This window comes from Asaccharospora irregularis DSM 2635 (assembly GCF_900129815.1).
In the GTDB taxonomy this organism is placed as follows: domain Bacteria; phylum Bacillota; class Clostridia; order Peptostreptococcales; family Peptostreptococcaceae; genus Asaccharospora; species Asaccharospora irregularis.
In genome coordinates this window covers 1-15,602 of record NZ_FQWX01000012.1, presented here as the reverse complement: position 1 = coordinate 15,602, position 15,602 = coordinate 1, and the positions used below count along the sequence as shown (strand labels likewise).

Here is a 15,602-nt window from a genome sequence, read left to right as displayed (position 1 = left end):
TTTGCATATTTTAGATTTATATGTTAAAATATTTATTCACAATTAAATTTATTTTGTTTTATTTTTTTATATTTAGGTATATTTATTTATATAGCTTCAGGCTTATGAGTAATATTGCCTAAATCTTTTTTTGAGTGTTTCTTTATTTTACTAACTAATCCTCTTGGTATTTCAGTGGATTCACTTCTTTCTGCACATAAAAGTTCCTCTAATAGCTCAAAGCTCTTCCATGGGTCTATATCTCCACAAGTAAAGAAATCTGCAGCTGCATATCCATATTCTGGCCATGTGTGTATTGTAAGGTGAGACTCAGCTATTATAACTGCACCTGAAACTCCCCAAGGATTAAAGTGGTGAAAAACTGAGTCTACTATAGTAGCTTTAGCATTTAAAGCCGCATCATTCATATATTTTTCAATTAATTGAGGGTCTCTTAAAATTTCCTCATCGCAGTTGTAATATTCTACTAATATATGTCTTCCTAAAGTTTCAACGTTCATAATAATCATCCTTTCTATTTCACAGTATTTAATATAACTTCTTTTATAACTAAAATCGTATTTAGATCTTTATCTTTCATATCCGTTAAATATGCATTATTTCTCTTTAGTAGTTTTATATAATCTATAATTTCCTCTGTTATGACCTCGCCAGGTGAAACTATCGGTATCCCTGGAGGGTATGCCATTATAGATTCTGCACATATTCTATTTGCACACTTATCTATATCTACACTTTCCTTTTTTGCATAAAAAGCTTCCCTAGGTTTTAATTTAATCTCCGGGTTTATTTGTTTTATATTGAGTTCTTTTAAAGAATCGTTTTTTCTGTGTGTTTTAGCTATAATACTAAGTGCCTCTATTAAATTATCTATATCTTTCTTCGTAGTCCCTATTGATACAAGAGCCAGTATGTTATATAAGTCTCCAAGTTCTACTTGAACAGAGAAGTTTTGATAAAGCAAGTCGTATACTTCTAATCCAGTTAAGTTTAATCCCTTAACATTTATACAAAGCTTTGTTTCATCTATAAACTCTACACCTTCACTTTCTAAAACCTCAGTAGAAACAAGTTTTATCCCGTTAATTTTATTTATTTTACTCTTTGCGTATCTCGATAAATTTAAGGCCTTTGAGAATTGCTCCTCACCGTTTTCAACCAAATTAGCCCTCGCTCCATCAATACTAGCCATAAGAAGATATGAAGCTGATGTTGATTGCATCATATTTATAGATTGCTGAACACTTTTATAATCTATATTTTTTTTGTTTACTAAAAGAGCAGATGCCTGCGTTAGAGCTCCTCCTGTCTTATGTATACTGACAGCCGCCATATCTGCCCCCACACTCATACCTGATGGTGGCAAATCAAAGTGAAAAGGGAAATGTGCTCCATGCGCCTCATCAACTAACACCAAAACACCTTTCTTATGACAAATTTCTACTACCCTCTTTAAATCAGTACAGGCTCCATAATATGTTGGATTAAGTAAAAACACAGCTTTTACATCTTTGTTTTCCTCTAAAGCACGCTCTATTCTATCTGGGTTAATGTTTAAACTTATCCCCAAATTATAATCAAATTCAGGTTGAACAAATATCGGAACACCCCCACAAAGTATCAACGCATTTATTACCGATTTATGAATATTCCTAGGAAGAAGTATTTTATCCCCAGGATTTAATACACTCAATATCATACAATGTATCGCTTGAGTCGTTCCATTAGTTATAAAGAAAGCCTCATCTGATCCATATGCATCTGCCAATAACTTTTGAGCCATTTTTATTACCCCTTTAGGGTTAGCTACATTATCCATATTAGGCGATGAATTTATATCCATCTTCATCACTTCTTCTCCAAAGTAACGATTTAGTATCTCTACGCCTTGATCCTTAACATGCCCTGGAACATCAAAACAAGATATATCCGTATTTGAATAACTCTTTAGCGATTCTAATAAAGGTATTTGTTCATGATTAGGGTTAATATCCTTTGCAAATTCATTTTTTATACTCCCCACTTAGATACCTCCTTTCAAATACTAATCTCAATTTTAATCATATATTAAAATTTATTATTTATATTTTTAAAATTTACTTTTATTAAACTTATGATATCCATTATATTAAGTTTATATATTTTTTACAAGTACTTTTTTTGATTTTTTTATTTTTTTGTAGCATTAGCCGTGTCCTAGCATTTTCAATGCTTAATTGCGTATTTTTATTTTTTGTGTTCACATTAATTTTCTATAAGTTTAGTATATATAAATTTTTTAAATAATATTTAATTTTCTATTTTCACCTATTTTTTTATTAACAAGTTGATTTTCTAATGTTTTTTGTTTAATATTTTTGAATGATATGTATACTTGAGCTAAACTTTTTATTTTTTAACTACTTTACATATAGTTTAGTATTAATAAACTTATCATCCCTTTTTATTCAAGTATTAATTTTTCATTATCTATAACTTATAATATTTTTAAACATATCGATTAGTGATTATATCTTTAATATTTTAAAACTTTAACAATATAAGTCTTATTTTCTATACAACTTTATAGATTTATGTAAATTTTGTTTTTTAAAATTTATATGGTATACTTATTCTAACAATTATTTTCTAGGAGGCTGATGCATATGTGGAGTTTTAGTTTTAAGCTCTTTATTTAGTTAATCGAACTTAAACTATAACTTTTATTACAGTTTAACCTTAACATCTATAGAGCTTAATAAATATTATTTAAAATTAAAAACGATAGGAGAGGTATTTATTATGTCAAACGTAGCATTTAAGGTATATCAAAGAGATACAAAAGAGAATTTAAAAAATATGAGAAAATCTGGTCAAGTTCCTTGTATAATTTACGGAGAGTTTTTAGAGGAATCAATTCCTGTAAAAATGGACAAACCTGAACTTATTAAGATGCTTAAAGCAAACTACAGCGGTTCTATAATACCATTTGATTTAGATGGTAAACCATTTAACTGTGTTGTTAAAGAAGTTCAAAGAAGTAATGTCAATGAGATACTTCATATGGATTTACAATATGTTAAACCAAATGAAGTAATTAAAATGAGTATTCCTGTTAAATACTTCGGGCAAGAAAACTTAGAACTTAAAAGATTAGTGTTAGAGACATTCAATCAATCCATAGAACTTCAAGGAAACGTTGAAGAAATACCAGAATTCATAGAAATCAATGTAGCCGACATGAATTTTAATGACAAATTATTAGTAAAAGATATAGCTATACCTGAATCAGTGACTGTATTATCAAACCCTGATACTATTTTAGCTATAGTTCATAGTTAATAATAAAGCTATCCTCAAACTAAATTTAGTTTGGGATAGCTTTTATAATTTCAACTTAGAGCAAGGCTCTTATTAACTTTTTTATAATCTAAAAACTCAAATTTACTAGCCTTTACCTTTGTAAAGTACTTAATTTTACCTTCGAGGTCCTCAATCACATCAACCCTAAGCGATCCTTCTATAGCAATCAGTCTTCCCTTTTGGAGATGTTCACAAAATACTTCAGCTTGTCTGTTCCATATTTCTACTCTTATGAAATCTGCCTTTTTTATTCCTTCTTTGTCCTTGTATGATCTATTCACTGCCAACATAAAGTCCACAACAGGAATCTGGGATTCTCCAATATATTTTATTTGAGGGTCTTTGATTAGTCTTCCTACCAAGGTAACTTTGTTCATAATAATCATCCTTATACATTATATATTTATCTCTAAATTAAAAGAGATATAGATTTATGTTTGCTCGAAACACTACCTACTAAGGATAATTACCAAACATTTGTTCTTTTATACAATATTTTATTTAATATCTTCTTTTTTATTTTCATAATTTAAAACTTCTTTTATTCCCTTAAATGATCCAAGGAAATTAACTGTTTCTGATGGCAATACTAATTTAGTTGATTTTCCTTCTGCAACTTTTTCTAAAGCTTCCATAGATTTTAGGGCTAACATATTATCATCAATATTAGATTCCTTTATAGCTGTAAATACAGCCTTCATACCTTCTGCCTTCGCTTCTTGAGTTCTAAGTATGATTTCTGCATCTCCTTTGCCTTTTGCTATAGCTAACTCTCTTATTGCTTCTGCTTCCCCTTGGGCTTTTAATACAGCAGATTCTTTTTCACCTTCTGCTTCACGAACCATAGACTCTTTTTTAGCCTCAGCTCTTAGTATAGCTGCTTGTTTTTCACCTTCTGCTTGAAGTATAGCCGCTGATTTATTTCCTTCTGCTTGTAATATAGATTCTCTTCTTTCTCTTTCTGCTCTCATCTGTTTTTCCATAGCAACTTGAATATCATGAGGTGGCATTATGTTCTTCAGCTCAACTCTATTGACTTTTATTCCCCACTTATCAGTCGCTTCATCTAAGATTAACCTCATCTTAGCATTTATAATATCTCTAGATGTTAAAGTTTCATCTAAGTCCAATTCACCAATTATATTTCTCAAAGTTGTAGCTGTTAGGTTTTCAATTGCTGAAATAGGATTTGCTATTTCAAATACATATCTAGTAGGATCTGTAACTTGGTAATATACAACTGTATCTATTTGCATAGTTACGTTATCCTTTGTTATAACTGGTTGAGGCGGAAAATCTATTACTATTTCCCTCAAGTCAATTACATATGCCATAGTGTCTATAAATGGTACTAAAAAGTGTATCCCTGTATCAGCTGTCTTTTTAAATTTCCCAAGTCTCATAATTATACCAACCTTGGATTGCTTTATTACCCTTACACAAGATACAGCTATTGCAACCGCAATAACTATCAATACTATAGGTAATAGGTATTCAATAATTTTCATAAAAGTACCTCCTCTTATTTATTAGTTGCATATTTTTTTGATTTTACAACTAACTTTACACCCTCAATTTTAACTATTTCAACAGTAGACCCCGCTTCTATTTTTTCGTTGTCTACAGATATAGCTGTCCATTCTTCACTACCTACAAGTACTATACCTGGTTTGTTAGGAAGGATTTCTATCTTTACAATCCCTGGTTTAGATATAATTCCTTGTAAATTAGTGTTATACTTATAACTTGCATCTTTTTTTACCATTTTCTTAGTGACTATCACAAGAGGTATTACTGAAATTATTCCAAATATAACAATTTGGTAAACTATATTATCTATAAAGCTACTTAAAAATATAGATATAAAGGCTCCAATGCTAAACCAGATTAAAGTTAAGCTCGGAGTTAATAACTCTCCTACGCCAAATACAATAGCTATTATAAGCCATACTAACTTCATGCTCATATTTTATTCACCCCTTATTCTTGTTTATACTATTTTTGAATATTACATTTAAAAATCACCAAGTTATCCATTACTTATATTATTAGTTATTATAAAATAACTAATAATATAAGTAGTGAATAACTAGTTTCAGATGTTAAATTATATACTATCATATGTTACATCAATTTTGTAATATACATATATACTTCACTCTTATAAATAGTAACAAACGAGATAAAGAAATGTGACATAATTTATGTTTAATATATAATTCCCTATATATAATAAAAAAATTTTCTATTTAAAAATTTAAATGATATTTTGTTTGAAATGAATATAATTTTCTATGCATTATAAAAAAAATATATTTTTATTTGTTGACTTTTCTAAAAATATAAACTATAATTTTTATTAAATTAAGAAAAAAATGTTTTTTCTAATTTTTCTAATAAAATATTTTAAACTATACTAAAATAAGGAGATATTAACTATGGAAACTTTATTAAACAATAAAAAATACTATTATTATAGCCACTATTGTTAGGGTTTGCAGGTATGTTCTAGCATAGATGCAAACCCCTTAGGATTTTAAATTTAGGGTTGTATCTGTGTTGGCTATATTGTTTATATAAATTTTTCATTAAAATATATAAAAGCCACATGGATTTTGATTATGTGGCTTTTTCGCGTTGCCACATATGTAAAATTATGTGGCTTTTTTACATTTTTATCACTTTATTTATCAATCATTTACTTAAAAGGGGGCTTTATTATGTCAGGTATTATATCTGTAATGACTCAGAGTTTAATTTTATCAATCTTAGCTCTAGGAGTTTATATCACTTACAAAATATTGGATTTTCCAGATATGACTGCGGATGGTAGTTATACATTAGGAGCTGCTGTAGTAGCATCTTGTTTGGTCAATGGAATTTCTCCAATCATAGGAACTTTATTAGCTGTATTATGTGGTGCAATAGCTGGACTTATTACTGGTTTTATTCACGTTAAGCTTAAAATTTCAAATTTACTTTCTGGAATCTTAGTTATGGGTATGCTTTACTCTATAAACCTAAGAGTCATGGGAGGGAAATCAAATTTACCTTTATTTAATTTTCCACACTTATTCAGCGGAACACTTCCTAAAATAGCTATGGCTTTACTTGTATTTCTTCTTTGTAAAATTCTTTTGGATTTATTCCTAAAAACTGGACTTGGGTATACTCTAAAAGGTGTCGGCGACAACCACCAAATGATAAAATCTTTAGGTATAAATATAGGTTCAATAAAAATATTAGGTCTTATGATATCAAATGCTTTGATAGCTTTATCAGGAAGTCTAATGTGCCAATTCTTAGGCTTTGCAGATGTTAATATGGGTATTGGTACCCTAGTTCTTGGTATAGCATCAATAATAATAGGTATGTCTTTATTTAAAAAATTAACTTTTTTCAAAGATTCTACCGCTTTACTTGTAGGGGCATTTATATACCAATTTACAATATACTTCGCAATGAACTTTGGTTTATTATCTAGCGATCTAAAATTAATAACTGCATTGGTGATAGTCGCATTCTTAGGACTAGGAAATGCGAGTATATTATCAGAAAAGAATTCAAAAAAAAATATAAAACTTAAGGAAGGAGATGTTTCAAATGCTTCAAATTAAAGGAATATCTAAAAGCTTCCCTAACCCATACGGTGAGCCAAATACAATATTTGAAAACCTATCTATAAATATAGAAAAAGGTGAGTTCGTAAGCATAATAGGAAGTAATGGTACTGGAAAATCAACTTTACTTAATATAATTTCTGGACTTATAAAAGAGACTTCCGGTGAAATTTTATTAGGAAATAAAAACATAACTAGTTTACCAGAACATAAAAAAACTCAGATTATAAGTAGAGTTTTCCAAAATCCAAGTCTTGGTACTTGTCCTTCTATGACAGTTAGAGAAAACTTATCTTTAGCTTTAAACAAAGGAAAACTATTAAACCTAAGAAAATGTCTTCGCTATAAGACAGATTCGCTAGAAAACTTACTTGAAGGAGTTTCTCTAGACCTAAAAAAATACTTAGATGTACAGGTGAAGTATTTATCTGGTGGACAAAGACAGTCATTGTCTCTAATTATGTCCAGTTTAACAAATCCAGAGGTTTTGCTTCTAGATGAACATACAGCGGCACTCGACCCTAAAACTTCAAACGAAATAATAGCATTGACTGACAAAATTGTTAGAGAAAAAAATATTACAACTTTGATGGTAACTCACAACTTAAAACATGCACTTAGTTATGGAGATAGATTAATAATGCTACACAAAGGAAAAGTTATATTAGATGTAAAAGGCGAGGAAAAATCTAAAATGACTATAGAAGATATACTTGAAAAATTCGAATACGCAGTGTAATTAAATAAACAGGGGGAATAATATCATGATTAAAACAAAAAAAGTAGTAAGCTTTATCTTAGCTGGAATGCTTAGCGTATCAGCACTTACAGGATGTTCTAAAGGAGAAAACTCAAATCAAGGTAATAATGAAATGAAAAAAATAGGGATAACACAACTCGTGGAACACCCTGCACTTGATAGTAGTAGAGAGGGATTTTTAAAGGCATTAGAAGATAATGGATTTAAAGATGGCGAAAATATAGAAGTCGATTTCCAAAATGCACAAAACGATATGCCTACTACACAAACTATAGCCAGTAAATTTGCATCAGATAAAAAGGATTTAATATTTGCAATATCAACACCATCAGCTCAAGCAGCTTTTAATGCCACTAAAGATATTCCTATACTTATGACTGCTATTACAGACCCAGTAAAAGCTGGCTTAGTTGAATCTTTAGAAAAGCCAGGAGGAAATGTATCTGGTACTTCAGACTTTATCCCTGTTGATAAAGCTTTAGAATTAGTTAAACTGTTCTCTCCAGATGCAAAAACTATCGGAGTTGTATGTAACACTAGTGAAATAAATTCCAAACTACAAATAGACGCTCTAAAAAAATACGCTTCTAAAAACAACTTCAAAGTAATCGAAAAAGGTATTACAACTTCAAATGAGGTCAATCAAGCTGTTTCTAGTTTAGTAGGAAAAGCTGATGTATTATATGTACCGACTGATAACCTAGCTGCATCTTCTATGCCTATAATAGCTAAAGTTGCAACAGAAAATAATATACCAGTAATTGGTACTGAAGATGGTCATGTTAAAAAGGGAGCTCTTGCTTGCCAAGGTATAAACTACTTTGATCTAGGGTACAAAACTGGTGAGATGGCAGTTAAAGTTTTAAATGGAGAATCTATCTCCGAAATGCCTGTAACTACTCTAGAAGACACTGAACTAATAGTAAATGAAGGAACTTTAAAAGCTCTATCTCTAGAAAAACCAAAACAAAAAAATATAAAATACATAACTACTGAAGAAAAATAATAAGATAAATAATAAGACAAATAAAAAATTTCTATGCATTATAAAAAGAGGAACTAGCTTGTATTAGCTAGTTCCTCTTTTATCTCCGTTTTGTCGATCATTTTCAAGGTTTATCTTATTTAAAATATTTATTATTTATATTGTTTTATATTTATTATTTATCTTCCCGCTAATTTATCACTTTCACTTAAACTTACAACCGCTATCCCACTCATTGCTGGACCCAAATCCTTTGATACCTCAGCTAAAACTTCTGGATTATTGTAGTTTTTAACTGCTTTAACTATAGCCTCTGCCCTTTTTTTAGGATTATCTGATTTAAATATTCCAGAACCAACAAAAACTCCATCACATCCTAATTGCATCATAAGTGCAGCATCAGCAGGAGTTGCAACTCCACCAGCTGCAAAGTTGACTACAGGAAGTTTCTTGTTTTCATGAACATATTTTACTAGGTCATATGGTGCACCTATTTCTTTAGCTTCGTTCATAAGTTCTTCTTTGCCCATAGAAACAACTCTTCTTATTCCATCGTTCATTGTTCTCATGTGTTTCACAGCTTCTACAACGTCCCCAGTTCCAGCCTCTCCTTTAGTTCTTATCATCATAGCACCCTCACCTATTCTTCTTAGTGCTTCTCCTAAATTTCTAGCACCACATACAAAAGGAGTTTCGAATTTTTCTTTTTCTATATGATATCTATTATCTGCTGGAGTTAGTACCTCACTCTCATCTATGAAGTCTATTTTAAGAGCTTCTAGTATTTGTGCCTCTACAAAGTGACCTATTCTTACTTTGGCCATAACCGGTATACTAACCGCATCTTGGATACTCTTTATCATACTAGGATCAGACATTCTGGCTACTCCCCCGTCTCTTCTTATATCTGAAGGAACTCTTTCTAAAGCCATAACTGCGCATGCTCCAGCTTCTTGTGCTATTTTTGCTTGCTCTGGATTAGTTACATCCATTATTACTCCACCTTTTAAAAGTTCTGCTAAGTTTTTGTTTGGTTTGTTTGACATATATTGTATCCCCCTTTAATTATTATCTTAATTAAAATCTTACTATTATATGGTATTTTTTTCAATAAAAAGAGGGTTTTTGCCTATTTTATAGATATTGTACCAATACAATTAGGGAGTGCCTATAAATCTTATTCTATCGTCCAATCAACTATATTCCAAAATATACCTACTCCATGATGTCCCAATACAGTCTCATCAGTTATTCCTTTTATATTTGATTTAGCTACATATATAGAATCTATATATGAAATAAATGTATAAGGCATATCCTTTGTCATTTCCTCTTGGAACTTTTTGTAGTACATAATTTTTTCTTCATTATTATCTGTTTCTCTAGCCTTTTTAAGCAACTCATCTATGGCTTTGTTGGAATACGAACTATAATTCGAACCTTTACCTGTGCCAAAAACCTTGTAAGTATGGTCATCCGGATCAAAAGGACTTCCCCATCCAATCAAGTAGCTATCCTGATTTTCCCAGTCTATCTTCGAATTAATCCTAACTTTACTCTCAACACCTATTTCTCTTAGCTGTTGAGAACATAAATTAGCCATATCTATTCTAACTTGATCTCCTTCTCCACATACTATTTCAAAAGATAGCTTCTCACCGTTTTTCTCGTATATATTGTCCTTACCTAGTTTCCAACCCAACTTCTCTATTTCTTCCTTTGCTCTATTTTTATCATATTCAAACTTCTCTATATCTGGATTATTATACTCACCCATTTGAAGAGGAGAATATGCCTCTTCACCATGACCTAACAATATGCTATCGATTATTGCATTTCTATCAATTGCATAACTTAGTGCATTTGGTAAACTTTTATTTTCTTTAAAAAACTTTGAATTAAAGTTGTATAATATCCCTCTATAATCAGCCGTTTTCATAATCCTAACATCGAAGTTATTATCCTCTTCAAAATTTTCAATATCCTTAGGGGTTACCTGTGCTAAATCTAGTTCTCCTGATTTTAATTGAACTGATTTAATCTTATCGTCAGGAACTATTTTAAATACAACCTTATCTATACTAGGTTGTTTTGCGAAATAATCTTTGTTTTTTACAAGGATTATATTTTGACCCCTGTCCCACTTTTCAAGTTTGAATGGACCTGTACCTATAGGATTTTGATTAAAGTTATCAGTAGTTATATCTTTACCTTGTAATATATGTTTTGGCAACACCCCTACAGTTAAATAATCAAGCATAGCAGTATTCGGTGCGTTTAAACTTATTTTTATAGTATTATCATCGACTACTTCTACACCAGTTACATCTTCGTAATTTGATGCTATTTCTGATGCATTTTTAGGATTTTTAATAGATTCTACCGTAAACTTAACATCATCTGCACTAAACGGTTGTCCATCATGCCATTTTATATCTTTTCTTAGATTAAAAGTATATGTATTTGTTGATTTATCAAAATTCCAACTTTCAGCTAAAGCTGGTATTATTTTATTATCTTTATCGTGAGCTGTTAAACCGTTAAATATCAGCGAGTTTATTTCCCCATGCTCATATAGCGCTGGGTTTATATTTGTATAATCATTACTTCCATATACAAGCACCTTTTCATTTGGTGATGATTCCTTATTAGAATCTTCTTGCTTTGAACATCCAATCATCAAACCTAAAGCCATGATTATACCGATCAACCTTAACCTTTTTAACCTCGTCAACTTCATTATAGATTTCCCCTTTTATGTTTAAATATTTTTTTACCATTATATTTTCTTGCTATTAATTTCTCTTATATAATTACCTAGACTTGTTATACAAACCAAAGTTGTTATTAAGAAAAAACCTGGTATTACTATTATCCACCATCTATTAGATAGTAATGCTTCTTGTGCTAATGTAAGCATACTTCCCCAAGATATTATTTCTATAGGCAATCCTACTCCCAAAAAGCTAAGTGTTGATTCAAGTAATATCGCATGGCCTATATTATTTACCACAATAAACATTATCGATGCTATAAAATTAGGTAGTAAATGTTTATTTAATATATAAAAAAAGCTACCCCCTGATATTTTTGCATATAATATATAGTCTGAATTTCTAATTTGCCTAACTTCAGCTCTGATTACCTTGGCAATAGTTGTCCAGCTAGTTATACCTATTACTATAGATATTGTAATTGGATTTGAACTTTTAAATATAGATTCAATGAATACTATCAATAATATAGATGGTATACTAAGTATAATTTCAGTGAACCTCATCATTATGTTATCTATTTTTTTTGGAGCTGTAGCACTTACACTACCATAAACTATCCCTATAAAAGTAGAAATTAGAGTTGAGAAAATACCTATAAATAATGATATCCTCCCTCCATACCAAATCATAGAATATATATCTCTACCCATAGAGTCCGTTCCAAACCAAAACACCTCATTTGGCGGTACGTTAATATTATATACATCCATATAAATCGGATTATGATTTATAATAAACTTTGAAAATATACATCCCATTACAATAAAAAATAACGTAAAGATAGATATATGTGGTATTTTAGTACTGTTAAACTTATATTTATTTTTAAAATTCATATTTATCACTTCCGTCGCGTTTCATCCTAAGATTCATGTTTAATTCTAGGATCTATGTTGTTGCTTATTATTTGAGCAATAGCACTTGAGAATAAAACCAGAGCTCCTGTTATTAGAGAAAGTACCAATAACATATTATAGTCATGGTACTTTGCACTTTCAAAACAAAGCGTTCCTAGCCCAGGGTAAGAAAAAACTTTTTCTACTATATAGGTCCCTCCTATTATATGTGGCACAGATACCGCCATCAAATTTATATAAGATGGGATAATGTTTCTTAGGCAGTGCTTGTACATAATTTGTTTGTCACTTAACCCTTTCGCTTTACATAAAAGTACGTATTCTTGCTTTTTTTCTTCTATTAACTTATTTCTAACTAGATATGCATAGTACCACAAATGACTTATTATAATAACCGTCATTGGAAGTATTAAATGCAGAACTCTATCTATAAAACTATTTTCTTTTCCTATAGAATACGCCCCGCTTGTCGGTAGGAGTTTTAGATTAATACTAAAAATAAGTATTAATATTAAAGATATCCAAAACGACGGAACGCTATTTGTTATTATTCCTAATTTGCATATTAATCTATCAATTAATTTACCTTCATTAAATGCACACACCAACCCCAGCAATAACGCAAGTATAAATGTTAATATATACGCTCCACCACTTAGTACTACAGTATTCATATATAACCCCTTTATAACTTCAATAACGTCTTGCTTGTATTTAAATGATATCCCAAATTCTCCTTTACTTGCATTTGACACCCATTTTATATACTGGGTGAAAATTGGCTTATCTAAACCTAATTTATCCGTTGCTATTTTTCTTTCTTGTGTACTAATCCTATCTACTCCCTCTCCATAATACGATGCCAACGGATCTCCAGGTGAAAGTCTTGCAATAAAAAATACTATAAAAGATAAGATAAAAATAGCTAAAATAAATTGCAACAATTTACTAAATAAATCTTTTATCATTTTTTATTTCACCTCTTCACTAATAAATTTATACCTACCAAAAATTATAACATAAAGCTTAATAAATCCTTATAAAATATGTTATTATTAAATTACTTTGGGTAAAAAATAATATTATTAATATATAAAGAGGTGTGAAAATATTGGATTCTAAACTAATACTTGCAATATCTTTTATAACATCTGCTTTAGTCTTATATACTGTGGGAGTATTTAGTGAAAGAAATGCAAAAACTTTAAACAAAAACATGTAATCATATTTTGGTTAGGACTAATATGCGATACACTAGGAACATTAACTATGAGTAACATTGCTAAAAGTAACTCTTTTGTGTCTAACAGTACTTTAACTCAAAATCTACATGGAGTAACAGGCCTTTTAGCTATTATTCTTATGTTGTTCCATGCAAGTTGGGCTACCTTTGTACTATATAAAAATGACGATAATAAAAAGAAAATTTTCCATAAATTTAGTATTATTGTTTGGATAATTTGGCTTATACCGTATTTTATAGGCATGTTTATAGGTATGATGTAATCCTAACTTTAAAATAGGTATGTTATAAATCCTGTTGAAAAATTTATAACATACTTATTTTTATGCCTACTTATTTTTATGCCTATTAGTAAATTTTACAATTTATTATTTTCATTAATGCTTAATTTAACTATAGAATATTTTTCTAAAGTATTTTCTTACTTATTTATTAATCTTTTTATCTTTGTTCATGACTTCTAATCTAGATGAAATTTCTATTTATATAATTATAAATCCTAAATGATAAACCATCCCATGTCTTATCCGACATATCTACTTCCTTATAATAATAAGAACCATTAAGTATACTGTCTACTTTTTTATTTAGCATATCATATAAATCGTTTTCAAACCTAGGCAATTCCTCCTCTACAGGAACTCCTTCACTCTTCATATTTGGAAGTTTTATGTATTCTATCTTACCCGAATTATTTATCTCATCTCCCATCCACTGTCTTACGCCATTTATATCTGTAGTTATAACATCTGTACCACAGGCTAAGGCTTCTAGTATAACAACTGGCAGGCCTTCATAAAATGAAGGCAAAATAAATATATGTGATTTATTGAATACTTCCGCTAAATCTACCTGATTTAATCTACCTAGGAAGTTCACCTCAAAAGGGCATTCCTTTCCAAGACGTTTTATCTTGTCAAATGATGGCTTGTCACTTCCGGTCCCCGCTAAATTAAGCCTTATACTTTCCTTTGGATACTTAAGCCTTGCTAATACCCTTATCAATGACTCCAAACCTTTTGATAAGCATATTTTGCCAGCAAAAGTTATATCTACCTTATTATTATCCAATGTATATTTTTTATTTGTAAATATTTTATCATTATAGCCACTTCCTATCACCACTACCTTATCATCTTCTATTTTAAACTCTCTTATAATCTCTTTCTTCTGTTCATCATGTAGAGCAAATATTAGGTCTAAGTTTCTAATATTAGACTTAATATAGTCTCTTTCTAAATTTATAGTTTTAAGCTGTCTAAGGCAAGTTCCGTGACACACGGCCAAAACCTTTTTATCTTCTAGAAGTTCTCTAACAAATGCAGTCAAAAGGTACAAATGATGACATATAACCACATCTGGATTAAATTTTTTTATAACTAATTCTATTTTTTCTTTAAATGCCTCTTTAAATTTTTTAATCATATCCCCATCAAGGTCCCTGTATCTAGTACTTTCATAAGGCATAGAATCACTCATTCCCAAAACATTAAAATCTAATTTATCAGTATTGTATATAACCGGATAAAATGATATTCCTTCTAAAGAACAATCCAAGCTATCATTTACATCTATCCCCGCAATTACAGATTGATCGTGTCCCAACCTTTTCAGACCACTTATAACTCCACTCATGTAAATTCCACTACCCGTACTGTTTGGTTTTTGAGCTATTATATGAAGAATTCTCAACTCTAAATCTCCCCCCTTGTATAATGTAGTTGTAACATTTGATAGAAAACTTTCTAATAATCTAACGAACATTAACAACTTTTCTTAATTTTTAAATTTGTATAAAATCCTATCGGATCTTAATTCATTTCTTTAATTGTTTTCTATTAAAATTCTCCCTAATGGATGATTCAACTTTGACAAATATAGTATAATCTTTACTGAATAGAGGATAGATGTATCCCCCCTGGGTGATCTTAGAGATCCTATACCCGAAAAATAGCGTATCATTCCATCAGTAATAGTTCTATGTTTAGCTGGTTGAATTTCCCCGAAGGGAATTATTC

16 protein-coding genes are annotated in these 15,602 nt (G+C 30.0%); 5 read left to right on the top strand and 11 right to left on the bottom strand.

The window, feature by feature from the left end; genetic code table 11:
* Positions 1-86: 86 nt before the first annotated feature.
* Positions 87-500 carry an adenosylmethionine decarboxylase gene (gene speD, locus BUB34_RS06555; protein WP_073125672.1) on the bottom strand — a complete coding sequence of 138 codons (414 nt, stop codon included), beginning with the start codon at positions 498-500 and terminating at the stop codon, positions 87-89.
* Between the two features lie 14 nt (positions 501-514).
* The gene (locus BUB34_RS06550; RefSeq protein ID WP_242948843.1) at positions 515-2,023 is read right to left on the bottom strand and encodes an aminotransferase class I/II-fold pyridoxal phosphate-dependent enzyme; all 1,509 of its coding nucleotides are present in this window, start codon (positions 2,021-2,023) and stop codon (positions 515-517) included.
* A 758-nt stretch (positions 2,024-2,781) separates the two neighbouring features.
* Here BUB34_RS06550 and BUB34_RS06545 point away from each other — a divergent pair.
* Positions 2,782-3,321, top strand: coding sequence for a 50S ribosomal protein L25 (locus BUB34_RS06545; protein WP_073125670.1), 540 nt, complete (start codon positions 2,782-2,784; stop codon positions 3,319-3,321).
* A gap of 50 nt (positions 3,322-3,371) precedes the next feature.
* Here BUB34_RS06545 and BUB34_RS06540 read toward each other — a convergent pair whose 3' ends face one another.
* The 3 genes from BUB34_RS06540 to BUB34_RS06530 all read right to left on the bottom strand — a co-directional run bounded on the left by BUB34_RS06540 (position 3,372) and on the right by BUB34_RS06530 (position 5,308).
* Entirely contained in the window at positions 3,372-3,719 is a 348-nt protein-coding gene (locus BUB34_RS06540; RefSeq protein ID WP_073125667.1) for a single-stranded DNA-binding protein, read from the bottom strand.
* Positions 3,720-3,839: 120 nt separating this feature from the next.
* On the bottom strand, positions 3,840-4,850 hold the full coding sequence (locus tag BUB34_RS06535) for an SPFH domain-containing protein (protein WP_143153337.1): 1,011 nt from the start codon (positions 4,848-4,850) through the stop codon (positions 3,840-3,842).
* Between the two features lie 14 nt (positions 4,851-4,864).
* Positions 4,865-5,308: an NfeD family protein gene (locus tag BUB34_RS06530; RefSeq protein WP_242948842.1), complete on the bottom strand. Its 444-nt coding sequence runs from the start codon at positions 5,306-5,308 to the stop codon at positions 4,865-4,867.
* Positions 5,309-6,062: 754 nt separating this feature from the next.
* On the opposite strand from BUB34_RS06530, the gene BUB34_RS06525 reads away from it, so the two are divergent.
* The 3 genes from BUB34_RS06525 to BUB34_RS06515 are packed head-to-tail and all read left to right on the top strand — an operon-like array spanning position 6,063 to position 8,728.
* Positions 6,063-6,959, top strand: a complete 897-nt coding sequence (locus BUB34_RS06525; protein WP_073125663.1) for an ABC transporter permease — start codon at positions 6,063-6,065, stop codon at positions 6,957-6,959.
* On the top strand, positions 6,946-7,701 hold the full coding sequence (locus BUB34_RS06520) for an ABC transporter ATP-binding protein (RefSeq protein ID WP_073125660.1): 756 nt from the start codon (positions 6,946-6,948) through the stop codon (positions 7,699-7,701). The genes BUB34_RS06525 and BUB34_RS06520 overlap by 14 nt, the downstream gene beginning before the upstream one ends.
* 25 nt (positions 7,702-7,726) lie before the next feature.
* On the top strand, positions 7,727-8,728 hold the full coding sequence (locus tag BUB34_RS06515; RefSeq protein WP_073125657.1) for an ABC transporter substrate-binding protein: 1,002 nt from the start codon (positions 7,727-7,729) through the stop codon (positions 8,726-8,728).
* A gap of 158 nt (positions 8,729-8,886) precedes the next feature.
* Here the strand turns inward: BUB34_RS06515 and pdxS are convergent, their stop codons facing one another.
* The 4 genes from pdxS to BUB34_RS06495 all read right to left on the bottom strand — a co-directional run bounded on the left by pdxS (position 8,887) and on the right by BUB34_RS06495 (position 13,309).
* On the bottom strand, positions 8,887-9,753 hold the full coding sequence (gene pdxS / locus BUB34_RS06510; RefSeq protein ID WP_073125654.1) for a pyridoxal 5'-phosphate synthase lyase subunit PdxS: 867 nt from the start codon (positions 9,751-9,753) through the stop codon (positions 8,887-8,889).
* Positions 9,754-9,884: 131 nt separating this feature from the next.
* Entirely contained in the window at positions 9,885-11,447 is a 1,563-nt protein-coding gene (locus tag BUB34_RS06505) for an ABC transporter substrate-binding protein (protein WP_073125650.1), read from the bottom strand.
* 39 nt (positions 11,448-11,486) lie between these two features.
* Positions 11,487-12,320 carry an ABC transporter permease gene (locus BUB34_RS06500; RefSeq protein ID WP_073125645.1) on the bottom strand — a complete coding sequence of 278 codons (834 nt, stop codon included), beginning with the start codon at positions 12,318-12,320 and terminating at the stop codon, positions 11,487-11,489.
* 26 nt (positions 12,321-12,346) lie between these two features.
* Positions 12,347-13,309: an ABC transporter permease gene (locus tag BUB34_RS06495; protein WP_073125641.1), complete on the bottom strand. Its 963-nt coding sequence runs from the start codon at positions 13,307-13,309 to the stop codon at positions 12,347-12,349.
* Positions 13,310-13,562: 253 nt separating this feature from the next.
* Here BUB34_RS06495 and BUB34_RS06490 point away from each other — a divergent pair, with 253 nt between their 5' ends.
* A complete protein-coding gene (locus tag BUB34_RS06490) occupies positions 13,563-13,847 on the top strand; it encodes an HsmA family protein (RefSeq protein ID WP_330392757.1) in 285 nt (94 codons plus the stop codon).
* Positions 13,848-14,049: 202 nt separating this feature from the next.
* On the opposite strand, the gene BUB34_RS06485 is transcribed toward BUB34_RS06490, so the two are convergent.
* The gene (locus BUB34_RS06485; RefSeq protein WP_242948841.1) at positions 14,050-15,348 is read right to left on the bottom strand and encodes a glycosyltransferase family 4 protein; all 1,299 of its coding nucleotides are present in this window, start codon (positions 15,346-15,348) and stop codon (positions 14,050-14,052) included.
* Positions 15,349-15,408: 60 nt separating this feature from the next.
* A partial coding sequence (locus BUB34_RS13400; RefSeq protein WP_207647850.1) for a hypothetical protein occupies positions 15,409-15,602 on the bottom strand: 194 nt, incomplete at its 5' end.

Coding starts and splice junctions, on each gene's coding strand:
- BUB34_RS06530 (WP_242948842.1), bottom strand. CDS start 5,308: ATGAGCATGAAGTTAGTATGGCTTATAATAGCTATTGTATTTGGCGTA.
- BUB34_RS06525 (WP_073125663.1), top strand. CDS start 6,063: ATGTCAGGTATTATATCTGTAATGACTCAGAGTTTAATTTTATCAATC.
- BUB34_RS06535 (WP_143153337.1), bottom strand. CDS start 4,850: ATGAAAATTATTGAATACCTATTACCTATAGTATTGATAGTTATTGCG.
- pdxS (WP_073125654.1), bottom strand. CDS start 9,753: ATGTCAAACAAACCAAACAAAAACTTAGCAGAACTTTTAAAAGGTGGA.
- BUB34_RS06545 (WP_073125670.1), top strand. CDS start 2,782: ATGTCAAACGTAGCATTTAAGGTATATCAAAGAGATACAAAAGAGAAT.
- BUB34_RS06500 (WP_073125645.1), bottom strand. CDS start 12,320: ATGAATTTTAAAAATAAATATAAGTTTAACAGTACTAAAATACCACAT.
- BUB34_RS06505 (WP_073125650.1), bottom strand. CDS start 11,447: ATGAAGTTGACGAGGTTAAAAAGGTTAAGGTTGATCGGTATAATCATG.
- BUB34_RS06485 (WP_242948841.1), bottom strand. CDS start 15,348: ATGTTCGTTAGATTATTAGAAAGTTTTCTATCAAATGTTACAACTACA.
- BUB34_RS06540 (WP_073125667.1), bottom strand. CDS start 3,719: ATGAACAAAGTTACCTTGGTAGGAAGACTAATCAAAGACCCTCAAATA.
- BUB34_RS06495 (WP_073125641.1), bottom strand. CDS start 13,309: ATGATAAAAGATTTATTTAGTAAATTGTTGCAATTTATTTTAGCTATT.
- BUB34_RS06520 (WP_073125660.1), top strand. CDS start 6,946: ATGCTTCAAATTAAAGGAATATCTAAAAGCTTCCCTAACCCATACGGT.
- speD (WP_073125672.1), bottom strand. CDS start 500: ATGAACGTTGAAACTTTAGGAAGACATATATTAGTAGAATATTACAAC.
- BUB34_RS06515 (WP_073125657.1), top strand. CDS start 7,727: ATGATTAAAACAAAAAAAGTAGTAAGCTTTATCTTAGCTGGAATGCTT.